Below are 26,211 nucleotides of genomic sequence, written 5' to 3'. Positions count from 1 at the left end.
AACGCTTTGATGCTGTTTTTCTTTAAATATCTTAATTGTCATGCCCTACGAACCCTTACACCACAAATACCGCCCTCAGACTTTCAAGGATTTGGTGGGTCAAGATGCGATCGCAACTACCTTAATAAATGCGATCGAACAAGAACATATTGCTCCAGCTTACTTGTTTACCGGGCCCAGAGGCACCGGCAAAACTTCCAGTGCCAGAATTTTGGCTAAATCCCTCAACTGTATTTCTAGCAAAGTTCCCACGAAAACACCATGCGGAATCTGCAATATCTGCCAGGAAGTCACAAAAGGTTCAGCTTTAGACGTAATTGAAATTGACGCCGCCAGCAATACAGGCGTTGACAATATTAGAGAATTAATCGAACGGGCTCAATTTGCCCCGATGCAGTGTCGCTATAAGGTTTATATTATTGATGAATGTCATATGCTCAGCACTGCCGCATTTAACGCCTTATTAAAAACATTAGAAGAACCGCCAGAACAAGTTATATTTGTCTTGGCAACAACTGACCCTCAAAAAGTATTACCGACAATTATTTCTCGCTGTCAGCGTTTTGATTTCCGGCGCATACCCCTAGACGCGATGGTAAACCATCTGCGGGATATTGCGAATAAAGAAAATATCAATATTAGCGATGATGCAATTACTCTCGTTGCCCAAATTGCCCAAGGGGGACTGAGAGATGCAGAAAGTACCCTCGATCAACTCAGTTTATCATCCGATCGGGTAACGGTAGAAAAAGTTTGGGATTTGGTGGGGGTGGTTCCAGAACAAGATTTGATGAGTTTGCTGAGTGCGATCGCTGACAACAACTCTACAGATGTGATAGACATTAGCCGACGCTTAATGGATCGAGGGCGAGAACCTCTAATTGTATTGCAGAATTTAGCAGGTTTGTACCGCGATTTACTAATAGCTAAAAGCGCACCCAACCGTCCAGATTTAGTTGCTGTGACAGAAACTACTTGGAAAGCACTATGTAATTTTAAAGCTTTGGAAATTAACGATATTTTAGCTGGACAAAAGTATCTCAAAGATAGCGAATTTCAAATTAAAAATACAACTCAGCCGCGCCTGTGGTTAGAGGTGACGCTATTGAGCTTATTGCCAACTTTGCGAGAAGGGATGCGCCCGACAGAAATTAGCAGTCAGCCAACCTATAAACCGCTGTCAACTCCGGCAATTAATCCAAATGTAAATTCTACCTTTTCCCATAATCAACCAACAAAAACGCCAGAAAAATCAGATCCAATTTCTGCCCATCCACCTGTCCAACCAGAAAATCTAACACTTAATAAAGAGGATACTAATCCAGTTTTGGAGGAAGTACCTAATCCACCGGCTAATAAATATAATATTGATATTTCTCAATCAGACGATGTTGTTCCCAAACAATCTGAAGAGACATTGAATGAAATGTCAATAAATGAGATTTGGGAAAAAGTTATTTTCCATCTCGATTCGCCGTTGGCTAAACCGCTGCTCCGTCAACACGGACGCTTGCTAAGTTATAATAATCAACAAGCTCTGATCGGTATGAGTACTAAGCAATTACTGGATGCGGCTAAACAAAAATTGCCCGCTATTGAAGCTGGTTTTCAGAAAGCCTTCAATTGTCCAGTCAAGGTACGTTTGGTAGTAGGACATTCGATCGAGACTCAGAATACTTCTGCAAACCAGTTACAAACCCCTACAGATCGTTCCGATCCTGGTAAGTCGGGTGCTAGCAGTCCAAAAACTTTGACTTCGCCACCAGCTACGACAATTGCACCATCACCGCCAAAAGTTGAATCTCAGAAGATAATAGCAGATCCAAACCATCCCGCAGAAATTACGCCATCGCCACCACCAATAAGCCCTCCCGTTTCAGATAACCCTACAGCGACTTGGGAGCGGCGGGTTGATGAAATGGCGATCGGGGACAGCACCAATGTCGCGATCGCAGCCCAGCGTCTGGCCCATTTTTTCAATGGCGAAATTATCGAATTGACGGAAGATATAAAACTTGCTCTATCTCCAATTAAGCAACAACCGCCATTAAATAGGAGTGATACCTTACCTGAATTGGAGACAGATGAAGAGGAAGATTTCTGAGAATGGGCGATATTTTGGAATTACACCGGCTTGCAGTTGGATGAAGTACAGTCCAGAAACCCGGTTTCTTGAAGAAACCGGGTTTCTATGTACCTCACTCATCTGAAAGGCTCTGTATTATGTTAATGTTCCTGATGAACATTTTTGTAGGGACACGGCATAATAAAAATTTTGCTATAACCAAAATTTTTATTATGCCGTGTCAAAATCAGCATATTTGACTTCAAAGAACCATTTTTTCTAGAATTTCGATTTATTCTAAATGGGCATAATGTCATTCATCGTTAGAAGATCCAGCCACGGTTAGTCTTCTCTGCCTTAGAGTTGTGAACAAGATACAGACTCCAAGTATTGATAAAAGGACTATAGATGAGCCGATAGTACCATAACCGAGGCCACCTTTCTCATGTGCTTTTGTAAGAACATCCCCCAGTGTTGCACCAAATGGTCGGGTTAAGACAAACGCAATCCAAAACAACATGACTTGGGAAATTTGAGTAAAATAATGCGCGGCCAATACTAGGGCAAGCAAACCAGAAATTAGGAGCGCTCCTCCTGCAAATCCAAGTCCAGAAGAATCGGCTAGGAAATCACCCAAGGCAGTACCCAAAGTATTTGAAAATAGAATTGTAATCCAATAAAGCAATTCAACTTTAGGCGTTGTGACGTTATTAACAGATAGAGACCCAACACTGAATCGCCAGAACGCCAAAATAGCCAATAGAAGGCTCACTAAAATCGTAGTCCCCGCAGCATAGCCCAGCCCTAAAGTGCGATCCATGTAATCTGAGATCGTTGTACCAGCTGTGCTGGTTGAAAGGATGACAGTCCAATAAAGTAATGGGTTATAGCTTTTCCATATCAATTGAGTCACAAGAGTAGCTAAAAATACTCCAATCAATATCATAGAGCTAACCGCATAGCCCACATTCAGCGTCATCGATAAAAGATCTCCTGCCGTTTCTCCCAGAGTGGTGGCACATATTTTCATGATCCAGAAAAAGGCAGTTATTTGTGGAAGTTTGCTCATTATTGCTCCTACTTGTCTTCGGGCTAGCATACTGTATCTGAACTTATGACTTCATCATATAGAGAAAAACTCAAAAAGTTAGAAAAATGTGGCAGGGAATGTGGGATTGAAGTATTTTAAATTGGCAATCTTAAATTTGAAATTACCCAATCCCCAGTCCCTATTCCGCACTTCCTTGATGTACAGTTTTAACCCACTTTAGTCGCTTTGGTCGCACCGACATTCGAGCGGTAGCGCTAGCCATGATCACCACCCAGTGAAGCATATATAAAGTGCCGCGCAGGGTCTGAATCAAGGTGAAAAACATCGTAGAAAAGGTCAGTTTTTCCTCTTTATGGATACGCCGCAGACCTCTAAACATACCTACCAGGGACATGGCAAGCATCAGACCCGTGATGGGACTGAAAACGGGCAGACTGTTGCGGACAAAAGACATCAAAAAGTCTGGCAATGCCGCTGTGGGTAGAAAGTACTGGGTGATCCAGAACATGAACATATCCCAGGTTTTCGCAGTGCCCATGCGGTTCCGGAGGATGGGACGCCAATAATCTAAATAGCGCTGATAACCTCCTTCTGCCCAACGGTTGCGTTGATGCCAAAGGGCGATCGCAGTAGTAACGCCCTCTTCTTCCACTGCTGGCTCAATGAGAAAGTCAATATCCCATCGATCGAGGTGCAAGCGGATGGTTAAATCGAGGTCGTCTGTGATGGTTTCTTCATTAAAGCCGCCACAGCGTTCTAGGGCAGAACGGCGAATAAACTGGCCGTTTCCGCGTAGTTCCCCGATGCCGCCGATCGCAATGCGGTGCTGTTGAAAGAAGCTATCTAAAGCCATCTCAGCTGCTTGACCGCGAGTCCAGAAATTGGCATCGGTGTTAGCGATCGCTTTTCGTACCTGCACCGCACCCACCTGTTCTTGCTCAAAAACAGGCAATACCCGGCGCAGCATATCGGGATGCACTTGAGCATCGGCGTCAAACACGGCGATAATTTGGCCGCGAGTTAGGGGTAGCACTTGATTCAAGGCTCCAGATTTGCCGCCGCTAGCACCTGCCTGTCGCCGGAATATCTTCACTTGCTCGTATTGCTGAGCTAGCTGCTTGAGCAATATTGGCGTTTGGTCTGTGCTGTTATCGTCAATCACCCAGAGTTCGTATAAATCTACCGGGTAGTCGAGATTGCAAATATTCTTGACCAATTTGCCGATCACGGCTTCTTCATTTTTAGCCGCCACCAGCAGAGAGACAAAAGGCCAAGAATCCTGGGTTTCTTCAGACAAAGGTACGGCTACGCCAGGAGGGCGCGATCGCAAAACGCGGATAGCGTGAATGCCCATGAGGGTGGTCAAGCCCACGACCAGCCAAGTGCCCCAGGAGAATAGATGGAGTGCGATCGTGCCACTCCAAACTACTGTCAGCAGCACAGCGGCTTTGCGCCTGCGTTTCCCATCCCCAGGATGGGGTGTTTGAGCTGCCTCATCAAAAGTCTGAGGCAGCTCGGATAAAAGAGAGCCGATTTCATCAAGCTCGCTGTAGGAATTGTTTTCGGGCCAGGAATTCGCTGGCATAGGTTAGTTGATTCAACCACCAGTATTTGTCTACACCTTTGAAGAAGCTGGGTATCAAGTAACACCAGACCGTGCAGCCTTCACACACAGACAGTTTGCCCTGAGATTGGCGATATTCTTCCACTATTTCTGACTCCCGATAGAGCTCGTATAGCCTACCGTTAATCGGAACGCCCGTTTGGGCAAAATGGTAGCAAGGCAAAAGAAGCTTGTCGTCTGGAGAAATAGCTATTACGGCATCCACCGCCTTACAGCGGGGATTATTGGTGTCATTGCCCCCTGCTTCAATAAAAGCTAATGCTGCCTTATTGTAACCAAGATTGTTGTACTGCTTAGCAGCCGATTCTATGGATTGGACGATTTCGGGGGTGGGATTTTTCTTGGAATTGTAGTTGCTATGGGCTGTAAAGGCTGGATTTAGCCAAACTCGAACGCCCAAACGCAGCCCCAGTTCGGCTACCTCTGAAATGCGCTGGTAGTTTTGAGCGGTGACGGTGTGGTTGAGTACGGGGTACTCGCCAAGGGATTTAGCTATAGCCACCGACTCGACCAAAGTGTCAAATATCTTGACCCCCCTTGACTGGTCGTGAGTTTCGGCATCTCCGCCATCTAAAGAGAAATTCAGGAAGTCAATCAACCCCTGCATTTCCTGCGCTCGTCTGGGATAAAGAATTGTATTTGTCGTCATACTGGTTATAAATCCCAGCCGTTTTGCCTCGGTGTATATCTCAGCAACCTCAGCCCGCAGCAGAGGTTCTCCACCTGTGAAATCGATGTATTTTACCCCCAAGCGGCGCAAATCGATTAAATTTTGGCTAATTGTATCCAAATCCGCTTCTTTAGGCGGTTCTAAAGCCCAAATGTCACAAAAATGACAGCGAGCGTTGCAGCGGTATGTTAAGTAGTAATTTGCAACCAGTGGTGCCATAGGTTCCCTAGAGTAAGGTTAGCCATTGTCATAGTCGAGCCGAGTGCAATCGATCGTCAACTAGACACGCTACGCGGAAGTCAAAAGTCACGCATTCAAAAATCCAACTAGAAATTTTGCGAATCCTACCATAATCTGAATCTAGACGCTCAAGAAAAAAGGAAGAGGGAACATGACTGTCGATCAACTGCCACCAGCCGACCCCCGGAGAGTCAACGTCTATATGCCCTACTACCAAGGTAACAAGCGCACTTTGTTACCCCAGGCTATAAGTCTTTATGAAAAAGGGGTTTTGGAGGGAAAACGCAAAATAGAAGGAGGAGAGAGTATCCCCTTCGTTGCGACCTGGAATGTGGCCGCGCTACCATCAGATCTTACCCGCTGTCGCTTGCAGTTTGATGGTAATGCAGAACTGAGTTATGAAATCACCCTGGCTAATAATGAATTTGTTAGCTTCTTAATAGAAGTCATAACGATTTTTAAGACCTCTCGTTCAATCGATTTTAACAAAGCGTTCTACCGTAAGCTGCTGCGCTTGGATGAATAGAAACGGCTAGGGGTTACACAAATCAACATTAGGAGTGAGGGTGTGCCGAAATCTGCTAAATATCTGCTGATTGGGTCAACCGAGTCTTATTGTGGCAAGTCAGCGGTCATCTTGGGATTGGCCCACCAGTTAAAGGAAAAAAAACTGGATATTGCCTACGGTAAGCCGCTGGGAACCTGTTGGAGTGATGACCGCACCGATGGTATAGATGAGGATGTCAGGTTTTTGGCCGACAATCTCAACCTGCCGCAGAACCGAGTGCTGAAAACGCTTTTATTTCTAGATGAAGCAACGATCTCTAAACGGATCGGAGGCCAAGATACGGTTGATTATCGCTTTGAACTGGAGCAATATCGCCAGGTTCAGGGTGGAGAACTGGCGTTGCTGGAAGGGCCGGGTACTCTGGATGAGGGCAGTCTGTTTGAAATGTCCTTGCTGGAGGTAGCAGAGGTGGTTGATGCCTCAATTCTGCTGGTAGCCCGCTTGGAATCGGTGCGATCGGTGCATAAGATATTGTCAGCAAAGCAGCGCTTGGGCGATCGCTTGCTGGGCGTTTTGCTAAACGATGTTCCCGCCAATCAGCTGGAAATGGCTCAAACAGAGATTAAGCCATTTTTGGAGGGGCGGAATATTCCCCTGTTGGGAATTCTACCCCGGAGTGCTTTGCTACGCAGTGTCAGCGTCAGAGAACTGGTACACCAACTGAATGCTGAGGTGATCTGTCGTAAGGACCGTTTGGATCTGATGGTGGAAAGCCTGACAATTGGTGCGATGAATGTAAATTCGGCCTTGAAGTACTTCCGCAAAGGCAGGAATATGGCAGTGGTTACTGGTGGCGATCGCGCGGATATCCAGTTGGCAGCTCTAGAAACCTCCACCCAGTGTCTGATCTTAACCGGGCACGTACCCCCGCCCGACTTTATCCTCACTCGTGCTGAAGATTTAGAGATTCCGATTTTGTCAGTAGACCTGGATACCCTCACAACGGTAGAAATCATCAACCACGCTTTCGGTCAGGTGCGCCTGCAAGAACCGATCAAAGTGCAGTGCGTGCGCCAGTTAATGGCAGAACACTTTGACATCGATCGGTTAATAGGCAAACTGGGACTAAAGTCTGCTGTGACGCTACCGTAACTCAGTCTGTTAAAATATCAAGGTTGTTAAGTCTCAAACCGTCCTTGAATCAAGCGATAGAGTTGCCAAAAGTCGATGAATTAGTCCAAGAACTAGCGACGATCCAGCAAACGGGTTCCAAGCGTATTGCTCTGTTAGGATCGCGCCACGTTCCCATTACCCATCAGCACTTAATAGAGATGATGAGCTATGCCTTGGTTTTATCCGGCAATCTGCTGATCACCTCTGGTGCTACGGGCACTAATGCGGCTGCCATAAGGGGAGCAATGCGGGCTGATGCGAAGTTATTAACGGTAATCCTGCCCCAAAGTCTAGAGCGTCAGCCCCTAGAATCGCGCCAGCAGCTCGAACAGGTGATGCACTTGGTGGAAAAGCCAGAAAACGATCATCTATCTCTGGGTGAAGCTAGCGCCCTCTGCAATCAGGAAATTGTATCTAGGTGCCAGCAGCTGATTTCCTTTGCTTTTCATGACAGCCGCACGCTGCTACAAACCTGTAAAGATGCCGAAGATCAACGAAAATTAGTGACTTTGTTTTACTTTGATTAGTATATGCGTCGCTGTGCTAACAGATTTGAGAGTTTGCAAATTCCAATTCTTCAATTTGCAATTTGTCAAGTCGATTTGACCGAAAACCAAAAAGGTTTCAGTAGCTCGGCAAAGTTCAGTCGTGGGGTCAATCCAAAATCTAAAATCCAAAATCCAAAATCGTTTGACCTTTGAAATTATTGGTTTTGTCGCCCCGGATTCATCCGTGGGGTCAATTCCATTAGCCAAAATCTAAAATCCAAAATCGAATGACGCTATCGCAACTTCCGGTGCCTACTATTTTTTTGTACTGTATCGCCATAGCCGCTGTTCTAGTTTATGCTCCCTTTGTGCTGGTAGCTTATGCCCGTCTGGGCTTGGGAAAAGAAGCTTTAGCGGCTCCCAGAGCGGTGTTCGATCGACTGCCTCCCTATGCTCAAAGAGCAACTTGGGCGCATCAAAATGCGTTTGAAGCGTTTATGCTGTTTGCAGCAGCAGCGCTGATGGCTTACGTGACTGGTGTAGATCGGTCGGTGGCGGTGGGAGCTGCTCTAGCATTTTTGGTGGCGAGGTTGCTACACTCGGTTTTTTATATTGCGAACATACCTCTAGCGCGATCGCTCATGTTCGGCATTGGCAGCATTTGCACTGCTACTCTAATCATCTTTAGTCTGCTGCAAGCTAATACAAATTAGCCATTAGGGTAATTTAAAATTTCAGATTTTAGATTTTAGATTTGAAATCTAAAATTTTAAATTATCAATTACCAATTACCAATTCCAAACTTGTTATGGCTTCTACGTATTCATTTGACATCGTTAGCGACTTCGACTATCAAGAATTGGTCAATACTGTAGACCAAACCATACGAGAAATTCAAAGCCGCTACGACCTCAAAGACACAAAAACTACCGTAGAATTAGGGAAAGAGGAGATTACGGTTAACACCGACAGCGAATTTACTTTGAGCGCTATTCACACAATTCTGCAAACAAAAGCGGCTAAGCGCAATCTTTCCCTGAAAATCTTTGAGTACGGCAAAGTTGAATCAGCTAGTGGCAATCGGGTTCGTCAAGAAATCAAACTCAAAAAGGGTATAAGTCAGGAAATCGCCAAACAAATCACCAAATTGATTCGCGACGAGTTTAAAAAGTTACAAGCCGCGATTCAAGGAGATGCCGTTCGAGTTTCCGCTAAGTCCAAAGATGACTTGCAATTGGTGATTCAGCGATTGAAACAAGAAGACTTTCCGGTTGACTTGCAATTCACAAACTATCGCTAATTTCGGCAAAATGGGCAGAATGCCAAAAATTGACCGCCAGCGGGAGCATCAAGCTAACGAACGTACTTTTCTGGCTTGGTTGCGTACTTCCATTGCTCTGATCGGGTTTGGCTTTGCGATCGCTCGCTTTGGTTTAAGTCGCAACATAGAACAAAATATACTCCGCACGGGCACTGTTATTTTTGATTTATAGGGGCGAAGCATTCCGGTAATAATTTGTTGGTTGAACCCAAAGATATTTACCGGAATGCGGAGCCCCTACTGCTGGGTTAAAAAAGCTCGTTCTATGACCGTGCTAAGTATAATACCTTTTGATTGCCGTTTCAGTAGTTTGTTGTCAGCAGTCAGTCCATATTAACAACTGACAACAAACTACTGACTACTGACAAAAACCAATTCTTAGAACCAGTCTTACAGTACAGAACTAGAAGCGTCAAATACTAGACATCACTTCCCTTGCTGCTGCCAAAGTGCGATCGATATCTTCTTCTGTATGAGCCACAGAAGTAAACCCAGCTTCAAACTGCGACGGTGCAAGGTAGATCCCCCGCTCTAACATACCGCGATGGAAACGGCTAAACTTCGCTGTTTCTGACTTTTTGGCATCCTCATAATTGTGGACGGGGCCAGATGTGAAGAACAAACCAAACATACCGCTGATTTGACCGCCGCAGGCTGCATGGCCTTTTTCTTTGGCAATTTGCAGCAAACCATCAGACAGCTTTTTAGTAATCCGGTCTAGATAATCATAAGTACCCGATTTTTGCAGCAATTCCAGCGTTTTAATCCCAGCAGTCATGGCTAGAGGATTACCGGAAAGCGTCCCAGCTTGATACATCGGCCCGGATGGTGCAACCATCGACATGATATCTCTACGTCCGCCATAGGCTCCTACAGGCAAGCCGCCACCGATGATTTTACCTAGAGTTGTCAAGTCCGGGGTGATGCCAAATTTTTCTTGGGCACCGCCATAGGCAATCCGAAAGCCGGTCATCACCTCATCAAATACAAGCAAAGCGCCATTTTCTCGCGTAATCAGGCGCAAGCCTTCCAGAAACCCTGCATCGGGCGGTATAAAGCCAGCATTGCCCACTACTGGTTCCAAAATTACTCCAGCAATCTCGTTGGGGTTTTCTTCAAACAAAGCTTTGACAGCTTCTAAGTTGTTGAATGGAGCCGTCAGGGTATTGACAGTTGTCGATTTGGGGACACCTGGAGAGTCGGGTAAGCCTAGTGTAGCGACGCCTGAACCCGCTTTGACCAAAAACATATCGGCGTGACCGTGGTAGCAACCTTCAAACTTGATCATTTTGTCGCGTCCTGTGAAGGCTCGCATCAGGCGCGAAACTGCCATGCAAGCTTCTGTGCCGGAGTTGACAAAGCGCACCATTTCAATGCTGGGAACGGCATCGATGACCATTTCAGCTAGGACGTTTTCTAGCACGGAGGGAGCGCCGAAGCTGGTGCCTTTTGCGAGGGCATTGTGCAGCGCCTCGATCACTTCAGGATGGGCATGACCGCAGATTGCAGGCCCCCAAGTGCCAACGTAGTCGATGTATTGGTTGCCATCGATATCCCAGATGTAAGCGCCTTTGACGCGATCGAATACTATCGGTTGTCCCCCCACCGATTTGAAAGCTCGCACGGGTGAGCTGACGCCTCCCGGCATCAATTTCTGAGCGGCAGCAAAAATCTCTTCTGATTTGGTGGTTTTAAAAGAAGTGGTGACCAAAGTTATCTCCTTGCTTGAGTTTTATCTTGGCTTTGATACATAAAGGTCTATCTAAGGATAGTTGGGAAGCAGTGTAGAAGCCTATTAAGCTCATAAATTATCCTATATAGCACCGGATAACGACGATGTTATACAAAACGAATCAAGATTTACCTGCGGATGTGCGCTCTAGCCTTTCTGAGGCGGCCCAAGAATTATACCGAGCGGCGTTTAACTGTGCTATTCATTGGTATGGCGAAGAGTCTAAAGCTCACCATGTTGCTAGGTGCGCTGTCAGAAATCAGGCCGTAAGTCTTAACAGTACCATTGGTAGCGACCCAGAACCAGTTCCAGCTTAAATTTTCCAGTCGCTATGGGCTAGGGAATAAGTAAGCCAAAAGCATGATATTGTGGTCGAGTGAGCGAGGTGGGCTACCACCCAGATCCGGTGAAACCGAATCACCAACAAAAACTGCTCCTCAAGCAAATGTATGGCTGCTGTGGATTCAACTGCCCTTACCGAGTCTATCCCTATTGAGCAAATCCGCTACGACGAACGCGGATTGGTGCCAGCAATTATCCAGGATTATCTGGATGGCACTGTGTTGATGATGGCTTGGATGAATCGGGAGTCGCTGGAAAAAACTCTCTCAACGGGAAGAACCTGGTTTTGGAGTCGATCGCGTGAGCAATTGTGGCCCAAGGGGGAAACATCCGGCCACGTTCAGAAGGTGAAAAGTCTTCGCTATGACTGCGATAGCGACGCCCTGCTGATTGGTGTTGAGCAGGTGGGAGATATTGCCTGCCACACGGGTGAGCGGAGTTGTTTTCATCAAGTAGATGGGGGAAAGGCAGCGCCACCACCGGATACTTTGTCGCAAGTGTATGAGGTAATTTGCGATCGTCGCGACCATCCCACAGAGAATTCCTATACCTGCAAGCTGCTAGATGGTGGCGATAACAAGATTTTGAAAAAGATTGGGGAAGAAGCCGCTGAAGTGGTGATGGCTTGCAAGGATGATGATAAAGAGGCGATCGCAGGCGAAGTAGCCGATCTATTGTATCATACTTTGGTTGCCTTAGCTCACCATCGGGTTGACGTGAAAGCAGTTTATCGCAAATTGCAAGACCGCCGACGGTAAATTAAAAGTCCGTTGAAATTATGACGGGTTCTTGATATAGCGGTACAGTGAATGTCACGGTTGAACCCAAATCTTCCCCCATACTATAGAAATCTACAGCACCGCCCATAGCTTCCACAAGTTTTTGAGAAATGGAGAGTCCTAAACCCGTTCCACCGAATCTGCTAGTGAGAGAACCATCTCCTTTAGTAAAAATCCCGAAAAGTTTGTCTAATTTTTCCAACGGCACACCAATGCCAGTATCCTCTACTCGGATTTTAACCATGCCGGGTAGCTCTAGGTTTTGAAACACGACCTTATTTTTCAATACTTCGACGCTGATAGTCACGCCACCTTCATTAGTAAATTTGATCGCATTTCCTACCAAATTTAGCATTACCTGTAACAGCCGTTGATAGTTTCCATACAGGATGATTTCGTCGTAGGTGGCTGGTAGTTCAATGCTAAAGCTCAAATTCTTTTTCTCAACCTGCATTCTCGCCAATTTTTCAACTGCGCTCAACAGTTCATCCAGTTTAACTGCTGACAATTCCATCTGGATATGTTGGTTTTTGAGGTTGGCAATATCCAAGATATCGTTGATTATATTGAGAAGATGCAAAGACGAGAGGAAGGCTTCTTGAGTAAATTCACGCTGTTCTTCTGGCTCGTCCACCATATCATCTAAGATCAGCTTCAAAAACCCAATTGTGCCGTTAAGGGGAGTGCGAAGTTCGTGGGAAATAGTGGTTAGAAACTGGCTTTTCAGGAGGGTGGCTTCTTGAGCTTGCTGGCGGCTTTCTTCTAACTCATGATGAAGATTGACATGAGCGACGCAGGCACCGACTTGATCTGCTATTTCCTGCACCAATTCTATCTCGTCGGTCGTCCACTGGCGCGATCGATCGCACTGATGCAGGCTAATTATGCCATTGGGAAGGTTTCGATACCTTGTGGCGACGGCGAGGATCGATAAAGACTGTAGCCTAGATACGCTCAAACTGGCTCCATTCTCCAGAGGTACGCTATGCTCTATTATCACGGGTTCTGCCTTAGCTAAGGCATTAGCTAAGGCCGGCTCATCGGCTAACCATAGTAAGTGACCAAGCATAGACTCAAAAGGCTCTTGGCGATATTCTGCTACCACCGGCACTTGCGGACTGAAATTTTTATAAGAGTAAATGATACACCGCGTCACATTCAGGACTGGCCCAAGAGTATCAACTGTCTCCTGCCAAATTGTATCGATATCGAGTGTGCCCCGAATCTTCCTGCCAATTTGGATCGGCAGTTTTTGGTATAGATCTGAACCTCGCTCAGTCACAAAACCTTCCTAACCTCAAAACTTATCTTAGTTATGACTTTTGCACCCTTGGGAGAATTTGAGCATTTTTAGCTTTTTTGGTTTCCCTTTTCCCCCTTTACTTTCTTCCCGGCGTAAGATTACCGCAACTTACATTAAAGCATCCAGTCCATCGGTTTGTTGTTCGGAAACCATCACCACATCTTGATACAGCGGCACGGTGAAGGTAACGGTCGAGCCCAATCCTTCACCCAGACTATAAAAATTCACCACTCCTTTCATAGCTTCTATAAGTTTTTGGGAAATAGTCAATCCCAAGCCCGTTCCACCGTACTGGCGGGTGCGAGAGCCATCCACTTGGCTGAAGGATTGAAACAGTCTGTCCTGCTTTTCTAAAGACACCCCGATGCCCGTATCTATCACGCGCACTTTCACCGTTCCAGGGAGTTCCTGGTTTTGAACCATAACTTTCTTTCTGACAATTTCGGCTGCTATCAGCACGCCACCTTCATGGGTAAATTTGATCGCATTTCCCACGAGATTTAACATCACCTGCAACAGGCGTTGGTAGTTGCCGTAAATGATAATTTTGTCTCTGGTGGGTGGCCTTTGAATGCGGAAGCTGAGCTTCTTTTGTACCGCCTGGGTTTTAGTAAAATCTTCAACGTCGCTCAACACTTCGTCTAAATCTACCTGGCCTAATTCTAGCTCCATCTTGCCAGCTTCTATCTTGGCGATATCCAAGATATCGTTGATGATATTGAGCAGGTGTATGGCCGATCGATAGGCTTCCTCGATAAATTCCATTTGCTCTTCTGGATCGTCTGTCATTCCCTCCATAATTAGCTTGAGGAACCCTAACATCCCGTTTAGCGGGGTGCGGAGTTCGTGGGAGGTATTGGCCAAAAACTCGCTTTTGAGGCGAGAGGCTTCCTCCGCTTCCTGACGAGCTTGTTCCAATTCTTTGTATAGAGTGGCATGAGCTAGAGCAGTACCGACTTGATCAGCTATTTCTCGCACCAGTTCTATTTCTTCGGCTGTCCAGTTGCCCAAGCTATTCTGCCGAGCCAGCCTAATTAAACCGTTTGGTTGGTTTTGATAGCAAGTAGCGACCACCAGTATTAAGTCCTGTTGGTCTTCTGAATTCAATTCCTGTTCTACCACCAACGGTTCCAGGGTTGTGAGTGCTTTAGTTAAGAATGGTTTGTTTAGCTTTAGTTTTTGCCCTAGTTGCGATCGAACCGATTCTTGACGGTACTCGGCTACTATTTTTACTTCCTCGCTGGGGCTTTTATAAGGGCAGATGATGCAGCTGGCCACGTCCAGTCCCTGTCCCAGATCGTCTACCGCTTGCTGCCAAATGGTATCCAGATCCAGCGTGCGCCGAATATTGCGGGAAATTTTGCTTAGTAGTTTTTGGTAATTTTTACAAGATCGATCGCTTTCGTCATCGGATGAGGATAATTTATCTGCGAGACGATGGCACAATTCACCCGATACATCTACTTCTGACCCCAAGGTAGGAGTCAATTCTGCTGCCCCACTTGCTTTGTTAGAGCTTGTCCCCTCCTGTAGTCCCTGTACTTGGGAACCCATCACCAGCACCTTTGTAGCGGTGCCATCGGGCATCAAAATCGGGCTAATAACTAGATCGAAGCTGAATGTATGTTCTTTGTAATGGAACTGGCAATTCAAATGTTCTGGCACTCTATTTGCCAGAATTTGTTGCAAACGCTCCAGATATGGGCCTATTGCCGCTGGGCTAAAAGTTTCGCTCAGAGGACTAGAGGCGATCGCTTCTGGGTGCAGGTCATATAGCTCTGCTTCCTGCCAATAAAATGATAAGTATTGGCCTGATGCGTTTTGGGTAAATGCCAACTGAGCCCCTAACTCCTGCAAACCGCTCGGATTGCTTTGCCAAGCGGATGCTGATTTAACAGGAGCATTAGAAAGCCGTTTTTGGAAATTTATAGGCAAGCTCATCAGAGTCGGTCTCTAAACTTCAAGTGTGACTATGAGGCAATCTAGGCTTTCACCCAGATTCTGGTAGATCTTTTTGCCCTGTGAACACCCTGTGCTATATGCCTGCGACACTCTACGCGATCGCAGCGAGCGGCTTTGGCATTAACGCCAGACTGCCGCTACTTTGAATAGAGAACCAGATTAACTTTAAACGAATGGCTTTGAAAGAGGATTGCCCAAGGCAGTACCCGAAGCGATCCTAGCACTTTTAATTTTGAACAAAATGACTAGATTTGGATATGGTTGTCAAGACAATATTTGTTTGAGCATTTCCAAGCCCGAATCTAGCACCTGGTTCCTGGTGATGTGTGTATCAATCATTCCATTCGCCACGGGGCGGTACTGGCGTTCGTTGGAGCGTGCGAGTTAGCTCGTCATCTCGGTGTGTGCTACCTTTAAGCCACTGACGTATGGCAGATTCAATCACCTTGCTGGGGTCATTCGTCAGGTGCTTAATTTGATCGAATAATTCTGAGTCTAAGTGGACGGAGACTTCCACCTTATCATTGGAGCGATGAGTTTCAAGGGCTGGTTCTTTCATGGGCAATAAGATATCTTATCGATAACGGTGGAAACCTCAAAAAGGTATTAACTTTGTCGTGTTGTGACTCCCAACGACTGGGTGTCTGTCAGCAATTGCTATTATGCAGCGCCTACTAATTTTCCAAACAGTTTTGGCTTTTATTTTATATTGTACAATATCACCTTGATGAATTACTAAGAATAAACATCTCATTATAGCGCGTTAAAGCACTAGAAGTCTACACCAAGCTTAGGCTATGGTGTGGGTAGTTAACGCAACATATGTTACCTTTTAGCTGCGATCGCTGCTTGACAGACTTTTTTCGGGCCTATCCCGACCCCGACCCCGGTAGGGATAAGCCCTGCGGCTGTCTTCCGCCGTCAAAAAAATGAGCATTAAATTTGGATTGAATATTGAAAATATTTTCATTGTTTGGTGTAATATTTGGTTGTGAGATGGTAAACAGACGCAAGTCTGGGAAGCAAATGCCTACCACAAAAGGTACGCGGGGACTCCACGAAACCAGGGATTTATCAAATCCCAAAACGCTTGAGGAGCTTGCTGCAAGGCAAGGATAGCAGATCGCCTTTTTGAAGGCAAAAGAATTGCGCCCAAGAACCCTATCGCTAGGGATATTAAGAACGAAATTTCTTAAGAATCCCATCCCCTTCAGCGGTGGGAGTGTCAACACCAAGGGAATTGTATGACTGACGTGCCCGTTTCTCACATCCGCAATTTTTCCATCATTGCCCACATCGACCACGGTAAGTCTACCCTGGCTGACCGTCTTTTGCAGGTTACCGGAACTGTGGCCGATCGCGATATGAAGGCACAGTTCCTCGATAATATGGAGCTAGAAAGAGAACGCGGCATTACGATTAAGCTGCAAGCAGCCCGGATGAACTACAAGGCCAAAGATGGGCAGCATTACGTTCTCAACCTGATTGACACCCCCGGTCACGTGGATTTTTCCTACGAGGTGTCGCGCTCTTTGGCCGCCTGTGAGGGAGCGCTGCTGGTAGTGGATGCCTCCCAGGGGGTAGAAGCTCAAACCCTGGCGAATGTTTATTTGGCTTTAGAGAATAATCTGGAAATTATCCCCGTTTTGAATAAGATTGACCTACCTGGTGCCGAACCAGAGCGGGTGAGGGGAGAAATCGAAGAAATTATTGGCTTAGATTGTAGTGGGGCCATTCTTACTTCGGCAAAAGAAGGAATCGGGATTGACGAAATTCTGGAATCGATCGTTCATTTGGTGCCGCCACCCCAAGATACCGTATCCCAACCGCTGCGGGCGTTGATTTTCGATAGTTACTACGACAGCTATCGAGGTGTGATTGTTTACTTCCGGGTGATGGATGGTACGGTGAAGAAAGGCGATCGCATTCGTCTGATGGTTAGCGGTAAAGAATACGTAATTGATGAGTTAGGGGTGCTTTCCCCCACCCAAATTCAAGTGGACTCACTCCACGCCGGAGAAGTAGGCTACATAGCGGCGGCAATTAAAGCGGTGGAAGATGCCCGTGTGGGCGACACCATTACCTTAGCAAATGCGCCAGCAGCCGAGCCATTTCCCGGTTACGCGCAAGCCAAACCGATGGTGTTTTGCGGGATGTTCCCAATAGATGCGGATCAGTTTGCAGATTTGCGGGAATCTTTAGAAAAGTTGAAGCTAAACGACGCCGCTTTATCTTACGAACCGGAAACTTCCAGCGCGATGGGATTTGGTTTCCGCTGCGGTTTCTTGGGTTTGCTGCACATGGAAATCGTGCAAGAACGCCTGGAGAGAGAATACAATCTCGATTTAATTATCACAGCACCTTCCGTGGTTTATCGAGTCATCACCATTAAAGGTGAGGAGTTATACATCGATAATCCCAGCCATTTACCAGATCCGCAATACCGGGAAAGAATCGAAGAACCTTATGTCAAAGTAGACATGATTACGCCGGAAGAATATGTCGGTACTTTGATGGAATTATCTCAAACTCGGCGCGGCGTTTTCAAAGATATGAAATATCTTACCCAAGGACGAACCACCCTGACTTATGAGTTGCCTTTGGCGGAAGTAGTGACGGACTTTTTCGATCAAATGAAGTCTCGCTCTCGCGGATATGCCAGTATGGAATATCATTTGATTGGCTATCGCGACAATACTTTGGTGCGTTTGGATATTCTCATCAATAACGATCCGGTAGATTCTTTGGCGATGATTGTCCACCGAGATAAAGCTTACAATGTGGGTCGAGGTTTGGTGGAAAAACTGAAGGAATTGATTCCTCGCCACCAGTTTAAGATTCCTCTGCAAGCGTCGATCGGCAGTCGTATAGTTGCTAGCGAACATATTCCGGCGTTGCGGAAGGATGTGTTGGCAAAATGTTACGGTGGGGATATTTCCCGGAAGAAGAAGTTGCTTCAGAAGCAGGCGAAGGGGAAAAAGCGCATGAAAGCGATCGGTACTGTGGATGTGCCGCAGGAAGCTTTTATGGCGGTTCTGCGTTTGGATAAGGAGTAGTGGTAGTGAATCTTTGAATGGAATTTAAAATTTTTGATAAAGGTGGCTAAAATCGCCACTTTTTTTGTTTGGTTTGAATTAATGGCTTTGTTTCAATCCCTGAAAGGGATTAATAAGCTTTGAAACCCATCGTCTCTTTTTGTAAGCGTTTACGCACCTCGATCGCATTTTCTTGAGAACCTAAAATCGCGAAACTTATGGTACTAATGGTTCTAATAAACTTGCCATTGCTCAGCCTGTTGCAGGGCAGTTGGATTTGGATGAGAAAGGTTACATCAAGACCCAAATCAAGCGATCGTGGGCATAACAAGTCATTTGAGCGGACAAATATGATATTTTGATTGAGAGCGAACATTATTTCTGCCGCTCAATTTAGCCGTTCGGCGGCAGACGTGGTAACGTTTGTTCCGCCCCAACACAAATATGAGCAGGTGCATTATAAAGTTGAATGAAGAAGAAGAGATTGGCCCACTGACTCAAAAGGTATTGGAAACCCTCGATACCCTCGACTCACTGCCACACTTCGCAGATTACCGCTCGCAAGCCGATCGATAGCCCAACTTTCGCTAATCCTGTTCGCGATAATGCGGCACTTGTCGAACAATGTGTTCCACCAAAGCGGCGATTCGGCTTAGGTTTCAAATCAACGTCCACCGTCGCCGCCCAGTGAACACAAGCGTTATGCCGAACTGATCGCTCCGTTTAAGTTATCTATTTTCAGCAGAGATTAAGCAAGCAAAAATAGTTGACTTCGTTGTTGAGTTCGGAGAGATTATTGGCGATCGCTTCCTAAAACACATCAAATCATTTGCGAATATTTGTTTTTGAGTGAGATAGCGATCGCCGCTTACAAACTTGAGAAGATGAATGCTGAGGCAATCTTGTTTGACAGGAATAATAAACTAATGTAGTTTGTGCTTAATGCTAAAATTAAGAAGAAATCGATTGGAAACTGAACATGACATTGACCTTTTTGATGTCAAGAAACAACATAGAATTACTCAATAAGGGCTGTCTGAGCGCCAGTAATTGGGATGATTACACTTATAAGACCTCTTTCACCCTCACTATCTTTGATGAGCAAGGTAATAAGCATACTATCGGTAACATTAAAATAGGCTTTATTGGTCAAAATGGGGGATGGACTCAAGAGCAAATTCCAGAGCAATTTGAGGTATTATCTGAGAATTTTTATTCTCTTGGTCAGGATGCTGATTATTACCGAAATATAGTTGAAAATCTTTCTCAAGAAATGGCTGTTAATGTGCTAACCTCTCTTCGCGATGTCGTGCATGATCCTAATTGCCTTCAAGCCGCTGAAAATGAAAGAGCTTTTAGTGCTTCTTTACTTAGGTCTGTAAACCGCACGTCTATTGAAAATCAGTTCAGAAGGATTTTACGCCATGAAGCCCCACTAACTAAATACAATTTCTTCTATAAGAAGATTGCTAGTGAACGTTATTCAGGTATAAGAGTCGATTTTGCTGTTGAGCCAAATACCAAACCTACTTCTAATATCCATATATTAATTGGTCGTAATGGGGTAGGTAAAACAACCCTACTGAATAATATGGTAAATGCACTTCTTCCCAATCGGGGTGTAGTGGAAGAAACTGGCTATTTTGCTACTGGATCACCAAGGAGTGATCAGCCTGACTTGCTAGATAATGATTATTTTGCTGGTGTTGTTTCTGTCTCATTTAGTGCTTTTGATCCTTTTACTCCTCCAAATGATCAGACCGATCCCAATATCGGAATGCGCTATTACTATGTAGGGCTTAAAAAACGTATTATGCAACAAGACAGTCAGACTCTTTTGGGACTGAAAGATAAAGATGATTTGTGCCAAGATTTCATAATCAGTCTAAATATATGTTTTGCATTAATAGCTAAGAAAAACCGATGGATAAATGCAATTAAAACTCTAGAGTCAGATTTTAATTTTGCTGAAATGGATTTGTGTGAACTTAATAATATTGAAGATCAACAGGGATTTTCGCAAAGAGCAGAAGCACTTTTCAAACGAATGAGTTCAGGTCATGCGATTGTACTTTTAACTGTTACAAAATTAGTTGAAACTGTCGAGGAAAAAACCTTAGTCTTGCTTGACGAGCCTGAAAGCCATCTTCATCCTCCATTATTATCGGCATTTACGCGAGCGTTGTCGGATTTGCTGGTTAATCGTAATGGGGTAGCGATAATTGCTACCCATTCTCCAGTAGTGTTACAGGAAGTACCTAAATCTTGCGTTTCAATACTCCGAAGAACTAGGCTTATTGCAAATGTAGATAGACCAGAAAGTGAGACATTTGCTGAGAATGTGGGTGTTTTAACGAGAGAAGTTTTTGGATTGGAAGTTTCCAAATCTGGATTTCACAATCTATTGGCAAACTCTGTAGCTGAAGGCAAAAGCTACGAAGAAGTAGAACAAGAATATCAGAATCAACTTGGTTTTGAAGGAAAAACTATTTTACGCTCAATGATAATGATGAGAGATTCGCGATTGGGGGCTATCAAATGAGGGCTTTAGCTAAACCAAATTACGATCCCAAAACAGTGTACCAAATGTGTGTCAACAGTATTAGAAATGAGGATTTACGCGATCGCCTCAATCTGGTAACTCTCAAAATTGTTGATGCCGCAGGGGATTACGAGCAAAAAGCTAAGGCAAAACAGCTTTATTCCATTCCACCAAATAACTGCGAGAATAATGAAATCGCTTTAGACGTTGTGACTAAAAAGGAACTCAAGGATGTTTATAGCTCACATATGGTGGATAGAGCAAAACCAGCAAGAGAGATCTATGATTCGTTGTTGTCTCAGCCTCCATTAGGACGATGCCCGTTTTGTGGTTTAGGTCATGCTTCTACATTGGATCATTACCTACCGAAAACTAAATATCCACAGCTATCAGTTTTACCATTGAATCTCGTACCTTCATGTAAGGATTGCAATACAGGCAAAAGTACTGCAATTGCGACTACTGCGGAAGAGCAAAGTCTGCACCCCTATTTTGATCATCAGAATTTTATTGATGATCAATGGCTCTATGCTGAAGTAAGACAAACAAAGCCTGCGACTATTTACTTTTTTGTTAAAGCTCCAGATAACTGGGATCATATATCCAAAATACGAGTTCAGTCACACTTTAACGCCTTTAACTTGGCTTTACGATATTCATTGGAAGCTGGCAATGAGATGGTTTCCCTGAGAGATACATTAGTCAGCTATAGTAAGTCAATAGGTTCACCTTGGGTAAAAAAAAACTTAGAAATAGAAGCTACATCTTGTGCTAGTCAGCATATTAACTCTTGGAAAACAGCTATGTTTCAGGCACTTGCATCAAGTGATTGGTATTGTAATGGTGGCTTTCTGTAAGCTGTGCTTTGTCAAGTTGTCGGTTTGGTATAATACCTGTTAAATTTGTCTATCAATATCCGAGGCAATTATATATGCTTAGCTTCGTTGTTGATTTTTATATAAGCTATTATCGGATAACAAAGACAAGTAATTATTAAGCGATTGCATAGAAATAATGACTCACATTTGGCACGCTTTTGGCACGCTCTATTATTTCCAATTCTACATTTTCGCTCTCCCTCTAAAACACATCAAATCATTTGAGAATATTTGTTGTTGAGTGAAATAGCGATCGCCTCCTCGGTTTGCGATCGCATGGTTAGAAAATCTGAAACCTATCTAATAAGCCGATACAATTTCTAAAAGCTCATCGGTAATGATGTTTTGACGTTCTTGTTGATAGGCAATTGTAAATTCTGCAAGACGCTCTTCGATGTTCTTTTCGGCAACTTGCAAGAGAGGGTTTCAGGCAAAAATTTTCGGATGATTGGAAAAACACCTACCGACAGTGGCAAAGGATTTCCCTTTGGGCAGATTCTTGGTGCTGGGCAAAATAAAATTAATTAAGAAATGTAAAGAAACTAATTAATATGACCGCTTTATGGTAAAGATTTGATGAATTCAGCAACCAGAAGTCGTCTTTTGAGGCATTCTTTGCTAACTTGCTAATTGTGGAGCTAACCTTTTGTGTAACAAAGATAGCAAATTGCGATCGCGTCTACGTCAAAAATCCGATCGAACGGCAATTGCCACAGACGCCTCGCGACGGCAACAGGATAGCATCTAACCGCGATGGCTGCAAGGCAGTTATATTAATAACGGCGGTTTTAGCCGCTGGAAATAACCTATCAGTTGTTTAATACTTATGAGAATTTTGGTTACGGGTGGTGCTGGGTTCATTGGTTCTCATCTGATCGATCGCTTGATGGCACAAGAACACGAAGTCATCTGCCTAGATAACTTTTACACAGGTCACAAGCGAAACATCCTCAAATGGTTTGATAATCCTTACTTTGAGTTAATTCGCCATGACATCACCGAACCGATCAAGTTGGAGGTAGATCAAGTTTATCACCTCGCCTGTCCCGCGTCTCCCGTCCACTATCAGTACAATCCCATCAAGACCGTCAAAACCAACGTCATGGGAACGATGAATATGCTGGGATTGGCGAAGCGGGTGAAAGCCAGATTCCTGATTGCTTCTACATCCGAAGTCTATGGCGACCCAGACGTGCATCCCCAGACAGAAGAGTATAGAGGTAATGTAAATCCGATCGGCATTCGGTCATGCTACGACGAAGGCAAGCGGATTGCTGAAACATTGACGTTTGACTATCACCGGGAAAATAATGTGGATATTCGGGTTGCCCGGATTTTTAACACCTATGGCCCCAGAATGCTGGAAAATGACGGTCGCGTCGTCAGCAACTTTGTGGTTCAGGCTTTGCGGGGCGTACCGCTGACGGTTTACGGGAATGGTTCCCAGACACGCAGTTTTTGCTACGTTTCTGACCTAGTAGAAGGATTGATGCGATTGATGAATGGTGAGCATACTGGCCCCATAAATTTGGGTAATCCCGATGAATACACTATTTTAGAACTCGCTCAAAAAATTCAGCAAATGGTGAATCCAGATGCGGAGATTAAATACGAACCGCTACCCCAAGACGACCCCCGCCAGCGACAACCAGATATTACCAAAGCTAAAACATGGCTGGGATGGCAGCCGACAATCCCTCTGCAAGAAGGTTTGAATCTGACAATAGACGATTTTCGGGCTCGCGTCAACATCTCTCAACCGTCAGCGGTTAGCTAATCTGTGAGTGTAGGGTATTTGGTTCGCGGCGATCGCAATTCCCGATCGAGTTTTGGGTAATATACAGCAGGGGAAATTGTCTGAGGTAAAGTTAAGGGTTAATGGTTTGTGGCAATGGATCGTTAACCATTAACAATCAAGAATTAACATACCCTACATTCTTTACCCAAAACGTAAAAACCCATATTAGCTGAACGCTGGTATTTTTTGTTTAATCATTCACTTTGAGGATTTGCACGATATGCGTGTTTGCGTTATAGGTACCGGATACGTTGGCTTGGTTACTGGTGTATGTTTGGCACATATCGGCCATGACGTTATCTGCGTAGATAACAACGAAGAAAAAGTTAAGTTAATGAAGGCCGGACAATCGCCGATATTTGAGCCGGGATTGTCGGAATTGATGCAGTCTTCCTATCAAAGCGGACGGCTGGAGTTTTCTACGGATATAGCCGCAGGGGTCACGCACGGCGAAATTTTATTCATCGCTGTGGGAACGCCGCCATTGCCTACGGGTGAAAGCGATACAAGGTATGTCGAGGCAGTTGCCCGTGGAATTGGTGCCAATCTCAAAGACGGCTATAAGGTGATTGTAAATAAATCTACCGTGCCGATCGGATCGGGCGACTGGGTGCGGATGATTGTGATGGATGGAATTGCCGAACGCCAAAAAGTGCTGGTAGGCGCTGGTGGCGTTGAAGAAGCGGTAGAAAAGATTGCGGCTGAATTTGATGTAGTCAGCAATCCTGAGTTTTTGCGCGAAGGTTCGGCAGTTTACGATACCTTTAACCCAGATCGGATTGTGCTGGGCAGCAATAGTCCGAAAGCAATCGGGTTGATGAAGCAACTCTACACTCCTATTGTTGAGCGTAAGTTTGGCGAAGACACCTCTTTACAGCCAGTCCCGGTGGTAGCTACTGACATCAACTCGGCAGAGATGATCAAGTATGCTGCCAATGCCTTCTTGGCGACTAAGATCAGTTTTATCAATGAAGTTGCCAATATTTGCGATCGCGTCGGTGCAGACGTAACCCAAGTAGCCAAAGGTATCGGTTTAGACTCCCGCATCGGCAACAAATTCTTGCAAGCTGGTATTGGTTGGGGCGGTTCCTGCTTCCCCAAAGATGTCTCCGCCCTCATCCACACCGCCGATGACTACGGCTACGAAACCCAGTTACTCAAAGCTGCTGTCAGCGTTAACCAACGCCAGCGTGTGATTGCGATCGAAAAATTACAGCACGAACTGAAAATCCTCAAAGGTAAAACAGTTGGTCTGTTGGGTTTGACCTTCAAGCCCGATACTGATGATATGCGCGATGCACCAGCCCTCAATCTGATCGAACAGCTTAACCGCCTCGGTACGAAAGTAAAAGCCTACGATCCCCTGGTTTCCCAAACGGGTATGCGTCACGGTTTAAGCGGCGTAATTGTGGAAACCGATCCCGAACGGCTAGCAGATGGCTGCGATGCGCTGGTGCTGGTGACAGACTGGGCACAGTTCCAAAATCTAGACTACGCCAAGATGGCTAAATTGATGAACAGCCCGGTCATGATCGACGGTCGGAATTTTCTCGATCGCAAAACGTTGGAAGCCGCCGGTTTCCGCTATGTAGGTATCGGTCGATAAGAACGATCGGGGCGTGGTAAAATTTTTTCCATTCCCGATTTGAGCCATTAGACCTCTCCAAAAAACATTGTAGAGACGTTTCATGAAACGTCTCTACAATGGTTCTAGGCAACGCACCTTTAATTTCTGGAGAGGTCTATTAGTAAGTAGTTGCGCTTTAGCGCTAAAGCGCAACTACTTACCCATTATGAATCCGAACAAGAGCCAATGGAACTAACTAGCAACTTTAGTTTTTAGCTAAACTCGAAGGCAAATATGGTTAGTACAGCCGCGAAACCAACCAATATTCCCCCAGAAAGTATCCTAGCAGAACAGCGAGTCGTTTTCTACAACATTAGTTGGCAAGCTTACGAGCAAATTTTAGCAGCACTTGGTGAAAGTCGTTCTTCTCGACTCACATATAACGAAGGCACATTAGAAATTACCATGCCTCTAGAAGAACATGAAAGTGCTATCAGATTAATTGAACTATTCGTCCGCATTTTGGTAGTAGAGTTTGGGTTAAAAGTCAAAACAATGGGTTCAACTACCTTAAACCGTCCCGATTTGAAAAAAGGTGCTGAACCTGACAACTGCTACTACATCCAAAATCAACCCAAAGTCGCTGGAAAAAAGGTTGATCTAAACACAGACCCCCCGCCAGATTTGATTGCAGAAGTAGATATTACCCATACTGACATTAATAAACTGAATTTGTATGCCAGTATGGGCGTACCCGAATTCTGGCGCTATAACGGTCAAATCCTGCGAATTTATCAACTTCAAGATCGTGAGTATATTGAAGTTGAAAACAGTCCAACATTTTCTTTGGCAATTAAAGAGAGGCTTTACCAATTTTGGGAAGAGGCGAACTTGGACGAAGTGCTGGCTGAGAAGTCTTTCCGTGCTTGGGTACAGCAGGAAGTACAGAGTCAATCAATAAGTCAGTCACAAGCTGAATAATATAGCTAGGGACTAGGGGCTTTCTTGCTCTTGCTAGGGAAGAGGGAAGAGGAAAAAGGTTACTCCGTAAGGGATTATGGACTAAAGGTAAAAGTTGGAGTTGCCATAACCGCCCTGGCGGTTGCTATACTATCTACCCGAATGTTTTTTAA

Annotated in this window: 23 protein-coding genes and 1 pseudogene; 16 read left to right on the top strand and 8 right to left on the bottom strand. The window is 45.1% G+C overall.

Features of this window, described 5'->3' with window-relative positions; translation table 11 throughout:
• Positions 1-40 precede the first annotated feature (40 nt).
• Entirely contained in the window at positions 41-2,104 is a 2,064-nt protein-coding gene (locus tag LAY41_RS04495) for a DNA polymerase III subunit gamma/tau (RefSeq protein WP_249094594.1), read from the top strand.
• 274 nt (positions 2,105-2,378) lie between these two features.
• Here LAY41_RS04495 and LAY41_RS04490 read toward each other — a convergent pair whose 3' ends face one another.
• The 3 genes from LAY41_RS04490 to LAY41_RS04480 form a co-directional block, all read right to left on the bottom strand.
• Positions 2,379-3,134 (bottom strand): COG4705 family protein, encoded by a 756-nt coding sequence (locus tag LAY41_RS04490; protein WP_249094593.1) that lies wholly within the window; start codon positions 3,132-3,134, stop codon positions 2,379-2,381.
• Positions 3,135-3,294: 160 nt separating this feature from the next.
• Positions 3,295-4,701: a glycosyltransferase family 2 protein gene (locus LAY41_RS04485; RefSeq protein WP_249094590.1), complete on the bottom strand. Its 1,407-nt coding sequence runs from the start codon at positions 4,699-4,701 to the stop codon at positions 3,295-3,297.
• Positions 4,655-5,629 (bottom strand): radical SAM protein, encoded by a 975-nt coding sequence (locus LAY41_RS04480; RefSeq protein ID WP_249094588.1) that lies wholly within the window; start codon positions 5,627-5,629, stop codon positions 4,655-4,657. Before LAY41_RS04480 ends, LAY41_RS04485 begins: the two co-directional genes overlap by 47 nt.
• A 172-nt stretch (positions 5,630-5,801) precedes the next feature.
• Here LAY41_RS04480 and ebsA point away from each other — a divergent pair, with 172 nt between their 5' ends.
• From ebsA to LAY41_RS04450, 6 genes and pseudogenes are all read left to right on the top strand, one after another.
• On the top strand, positions 5,802-6,176 hold the full coding sequence (gene ebsA, locus LAY41_RS04475) for a type IV pilus biogenesis protein EbsA (RefSeq protein WP_249094585.1): 375 nt from the start codon (positions 5,802-5,804) through the stop codon (positions 6,174-6,176).
• 42 nt (positions 6,177-6,218) lie between these two features.
• The gene (locus tag LAY41_RS04470; protein ID WP_249094583.1) at positions 6,219-7,310 is read left to right on the top strand and encodes a phosphotransacetylase family protein; all 1,092 of its coding nucleotides are present in this window, start codon (positions 6,219-6,221) and stop codon (positions 7,308-7,310) included.
• Positions 7,311-7,354: 44 nt separating this feature from the next.
• Positions 7,355-7,858, top strand: coding sequence for a DNA recombination-mediator protein A (locus LAY41_RS04465; RefSeq protein ID WP_249094580.1), 504 nt, complete (start codon positions 7,355-7,357; stop codon positions 7,856-7,858).
• Between the two features lie 248 nt (positions 7,859-8,106).
• Positions 8,107-8,532, top strand: a complete 426-nt coding sequence (locus LAY41_RS04460) for an MAPEG family protein (RefSeq protein ID WP_249094577.1) — start codon at positions 8,107-8,109, stop codon at positions 8,530-8,532.
• A 95-nt stretch (positions 8,533-8,627) separates the two neighbouring features.
• Positions 8,628-9,119 carry a YajQ family cyclic di-GMP-binding protein gene (locus LAY41_RS04455; RefSeq protein WP_249094575.1) on the top strand — a complete coding sequence of 164 codons (492 nt, stop codon included), beginning with the start codon at positions 8,628-8,630 and terminating at the stop codon, positions 9,117-9,119.
• A gap of 10 nt (positions 9,120-9,129) precedes the next feature.
• Positions 9,130-9,255: pseudogene (locus LAY41_RS04450) on the top strand (YidH family protein); the annotation flags it as partial.
• A gap of 297 nt (positions 9,256-9,552) precedes the next feature.
• Here LAY41_RS04450 and hemL read toward each other — a convergent pair.
• The gene (gene hemL, locus LAY41_RS04445) at positions 9,553-10,851 is read right to left on the bottom strand and encodes a glutamate-1-semialdehyde 2,1-aminomutase (RefSeq protein ID WP_249094571.1); all 1,299 of its coding nucleotides are present in this window, start codon (positions 10,849-10,851) and stop codon (positions 9,553-9,555) included.
• Positions 10,852-10,976: 125 nt separating this feature from the next.
• Here hemL and LAY41_RS04440 point away from each other — a divergent pair, with 125 nt between their 5' ends.
• Positions 10,977-11,189 carry a ChaB family protein gene (locus tag LAY41_RS04440; protein ID WP_249094568.1) on the top strand — a complete coding sequence of 71 codons (213 nt, stop codon included), beginning with the start codon at positions 10,977-10,979 and terminating at the stop codon, positions 11,187-11,189.
• Between the two features lie 132 nt (positions 11,190-11,321).
• Complete coding sequence (gene hisIE / locus LAY41_RS04435; protein WP_249094566.1) at positions 11,322-11,972, top strand: bifunctional phosphoribosyl-AMP cyclohydrolase/phosphoribosyl-ATP diphosphatase HisIE; 651 nt, start codon at positions 11,322-11,324, stop codon at positions 11,970-11,972.
• 1 nt (position 11,973) lies between these two features.
• Here the strand turns inward: hisIE and LAY41_RS04430 are convergent, their stop codons facing one another.
• From LAY41_RS04430 to LAY41_RS04420, 3 genes are all read right to left on the bottom strand, one after another.
• On the bottom strand, positions 11,974-13,275 hold the full coding sequence (locus LAY41_RS04430; protein WP_249094563.1) for a GAF domain-containing sensor histidine kinase: 1,302 nt from the start codon (positions 13,273-13,275) through the stop codon (positions 11,974-11,976).
• Between the two features lie 129 nt (positions 13,276-13,404).
• Complete coding sequence (locus tag LAY41_RS04425; protein ID WP_249094560.1) at positions 13,405-15,237, bottom strand: sensor histidine kinase; 1,833 nt, start codon at positions 15,235-15,237, stop codon at positions 13,405-13,407.
• A gap of 352 nt (positions 15,238-15,589) precedes the next feature.
• Positions 15,590-15,817 carry a hypothetical protein gene (locus tag LAY41_RS04420; protein WP_249094558.1) on the bottom strand — a complete coding sequence of 76 codons (228 nt, stop codon included), beginning with the start codon at positions 15,815-15,817 and terminating at the stop codon, positions 15,590-15,592.
• Between the two features lie 685 nt (positions 15,818-16,502).
• On the opposite strand from LAY41_RS04420, the gene lepA reads away from it, so the two are divergent.
• Positions 16,503-18,314, top strand: coding sequence for a translation elongation factor 4 (gene lepA / locus LAY41_RS04415; protein WP_249094556.1), 1,812 nt, complete (start codon positions 16,503-16,505; stop codon positions 18,312-18,314).
• 109 nt (positions 18,315-18,423) lie between these two features.
• On the opposite strand, the gene LAY41_RS04410 is transcribed toward lepA, so the two are convergent.
• On the bottom strand, positions 18,424-18,669 hold the full coding sequence (locus tag LAY41_RS04410; protein ID WP_249094553.1) for a hypothetical protein: 246 nt from the start codon (positions 18,667-18,669) through the stop codon (positions 18,424-18,426).
• Positions 18,670-19,272: 603 nt separating this feature from the next.
• On the opposite strand from LAY41_RS04410, the gene LAY41_RS04405 reads away from it, so the two are divergent.
• The 6 genes from LAY41_RS04405 (at position 19,273) to LAY41_RS04380 (ending at position 26,059) form a co-directional block, all read left to right on the top strand.
• The gene (locus tag LAY41_RS04405) at positions 19,273-20,835 is read left to right on the top strand and encodes an AAA family ATPase (protein ID WP_249094551.1); all 1,563 of its coding nucleotides are present in this window, start codon (positions 19,273-19,275) and stop codon (positions 20,833-20,835) included.
• Positions 20,832-21,692, top strand: coding sequence for an HNH endonuclease (locus LAY41_RS04400; protein ID WP_249094548.1), 861 nt, complete (start codon positions 20,832-20,834; stop codon positions 21,690-21,692). The genes LAY41_RS04405 and LAY41_RS04400 overlap by 4 nt, the downstream gene beginning before the upstream one ends.
• Before the next feature lie 653 nt (positions 21,693-22,345).
• Complete coding sequence (locus LAY41_RS04395) at positions 22,346-22,534, top strand: hypothetical protein (protein WP_249094546.1); 189 nt, start codon at positions 22,346-22,348, stop codon at positions 22,532-22,534.
• 5 nt (positions 22,535-22,539) lie between these two features.
• Positions 22,540-23,490, top strand: a complete 951-nt coding sequence (locus LAY41_RS04390) for a UDP-glucuronic acid decarboxylase family protein (RefSeq protein ID WP_249094543.1) — start codon at positions 22,540-22,542, stop codon at positions 23,488-23,490.
• 241 nt (positions 23,491-23,731) lie between these two features.
• Positions 23,732-25,117, top strand: coding sequence for a UDP-glucose dehydrogenase family protein (locus LAY41_RS04385; protein ID WP_249094539.1), 1,386 nt, complete (start codon positions 23,732-23,734; stop codon positions 25,115-25,117).
• A 255-nt stretch (positions 25,118-25,372) separates the two neighbouring features.
• Positions 25,373-26,059: a Uma2 family endonuclease gene (locus LAY41_RS04380; RefSeq protein WP_249094537.1), complete on the top strand. Its 687-nt coding sequence runs from the start codon at positions 25,373-25,375 to the stop codon at positions 26,057-26,059.
• Positions 26,060-26,211: the final 152 nt, after the last annotated feature.

The sequence above is a fragment of the Argonema galeatum A003/A1 genome, assembly GCF_023333595.1.
GTDB classification, from domain to species: Bacteria; Cyanobacteriota; Cyanobacteriia; order Cyanobacteriales; family Aerosakkonemataceae; genus Argonema; species Argonema galeatum.
Note: the sequence above shows the minus strand (reverse complement) of the source record. Positions and strands in the feature narration are given on the sequence as shown.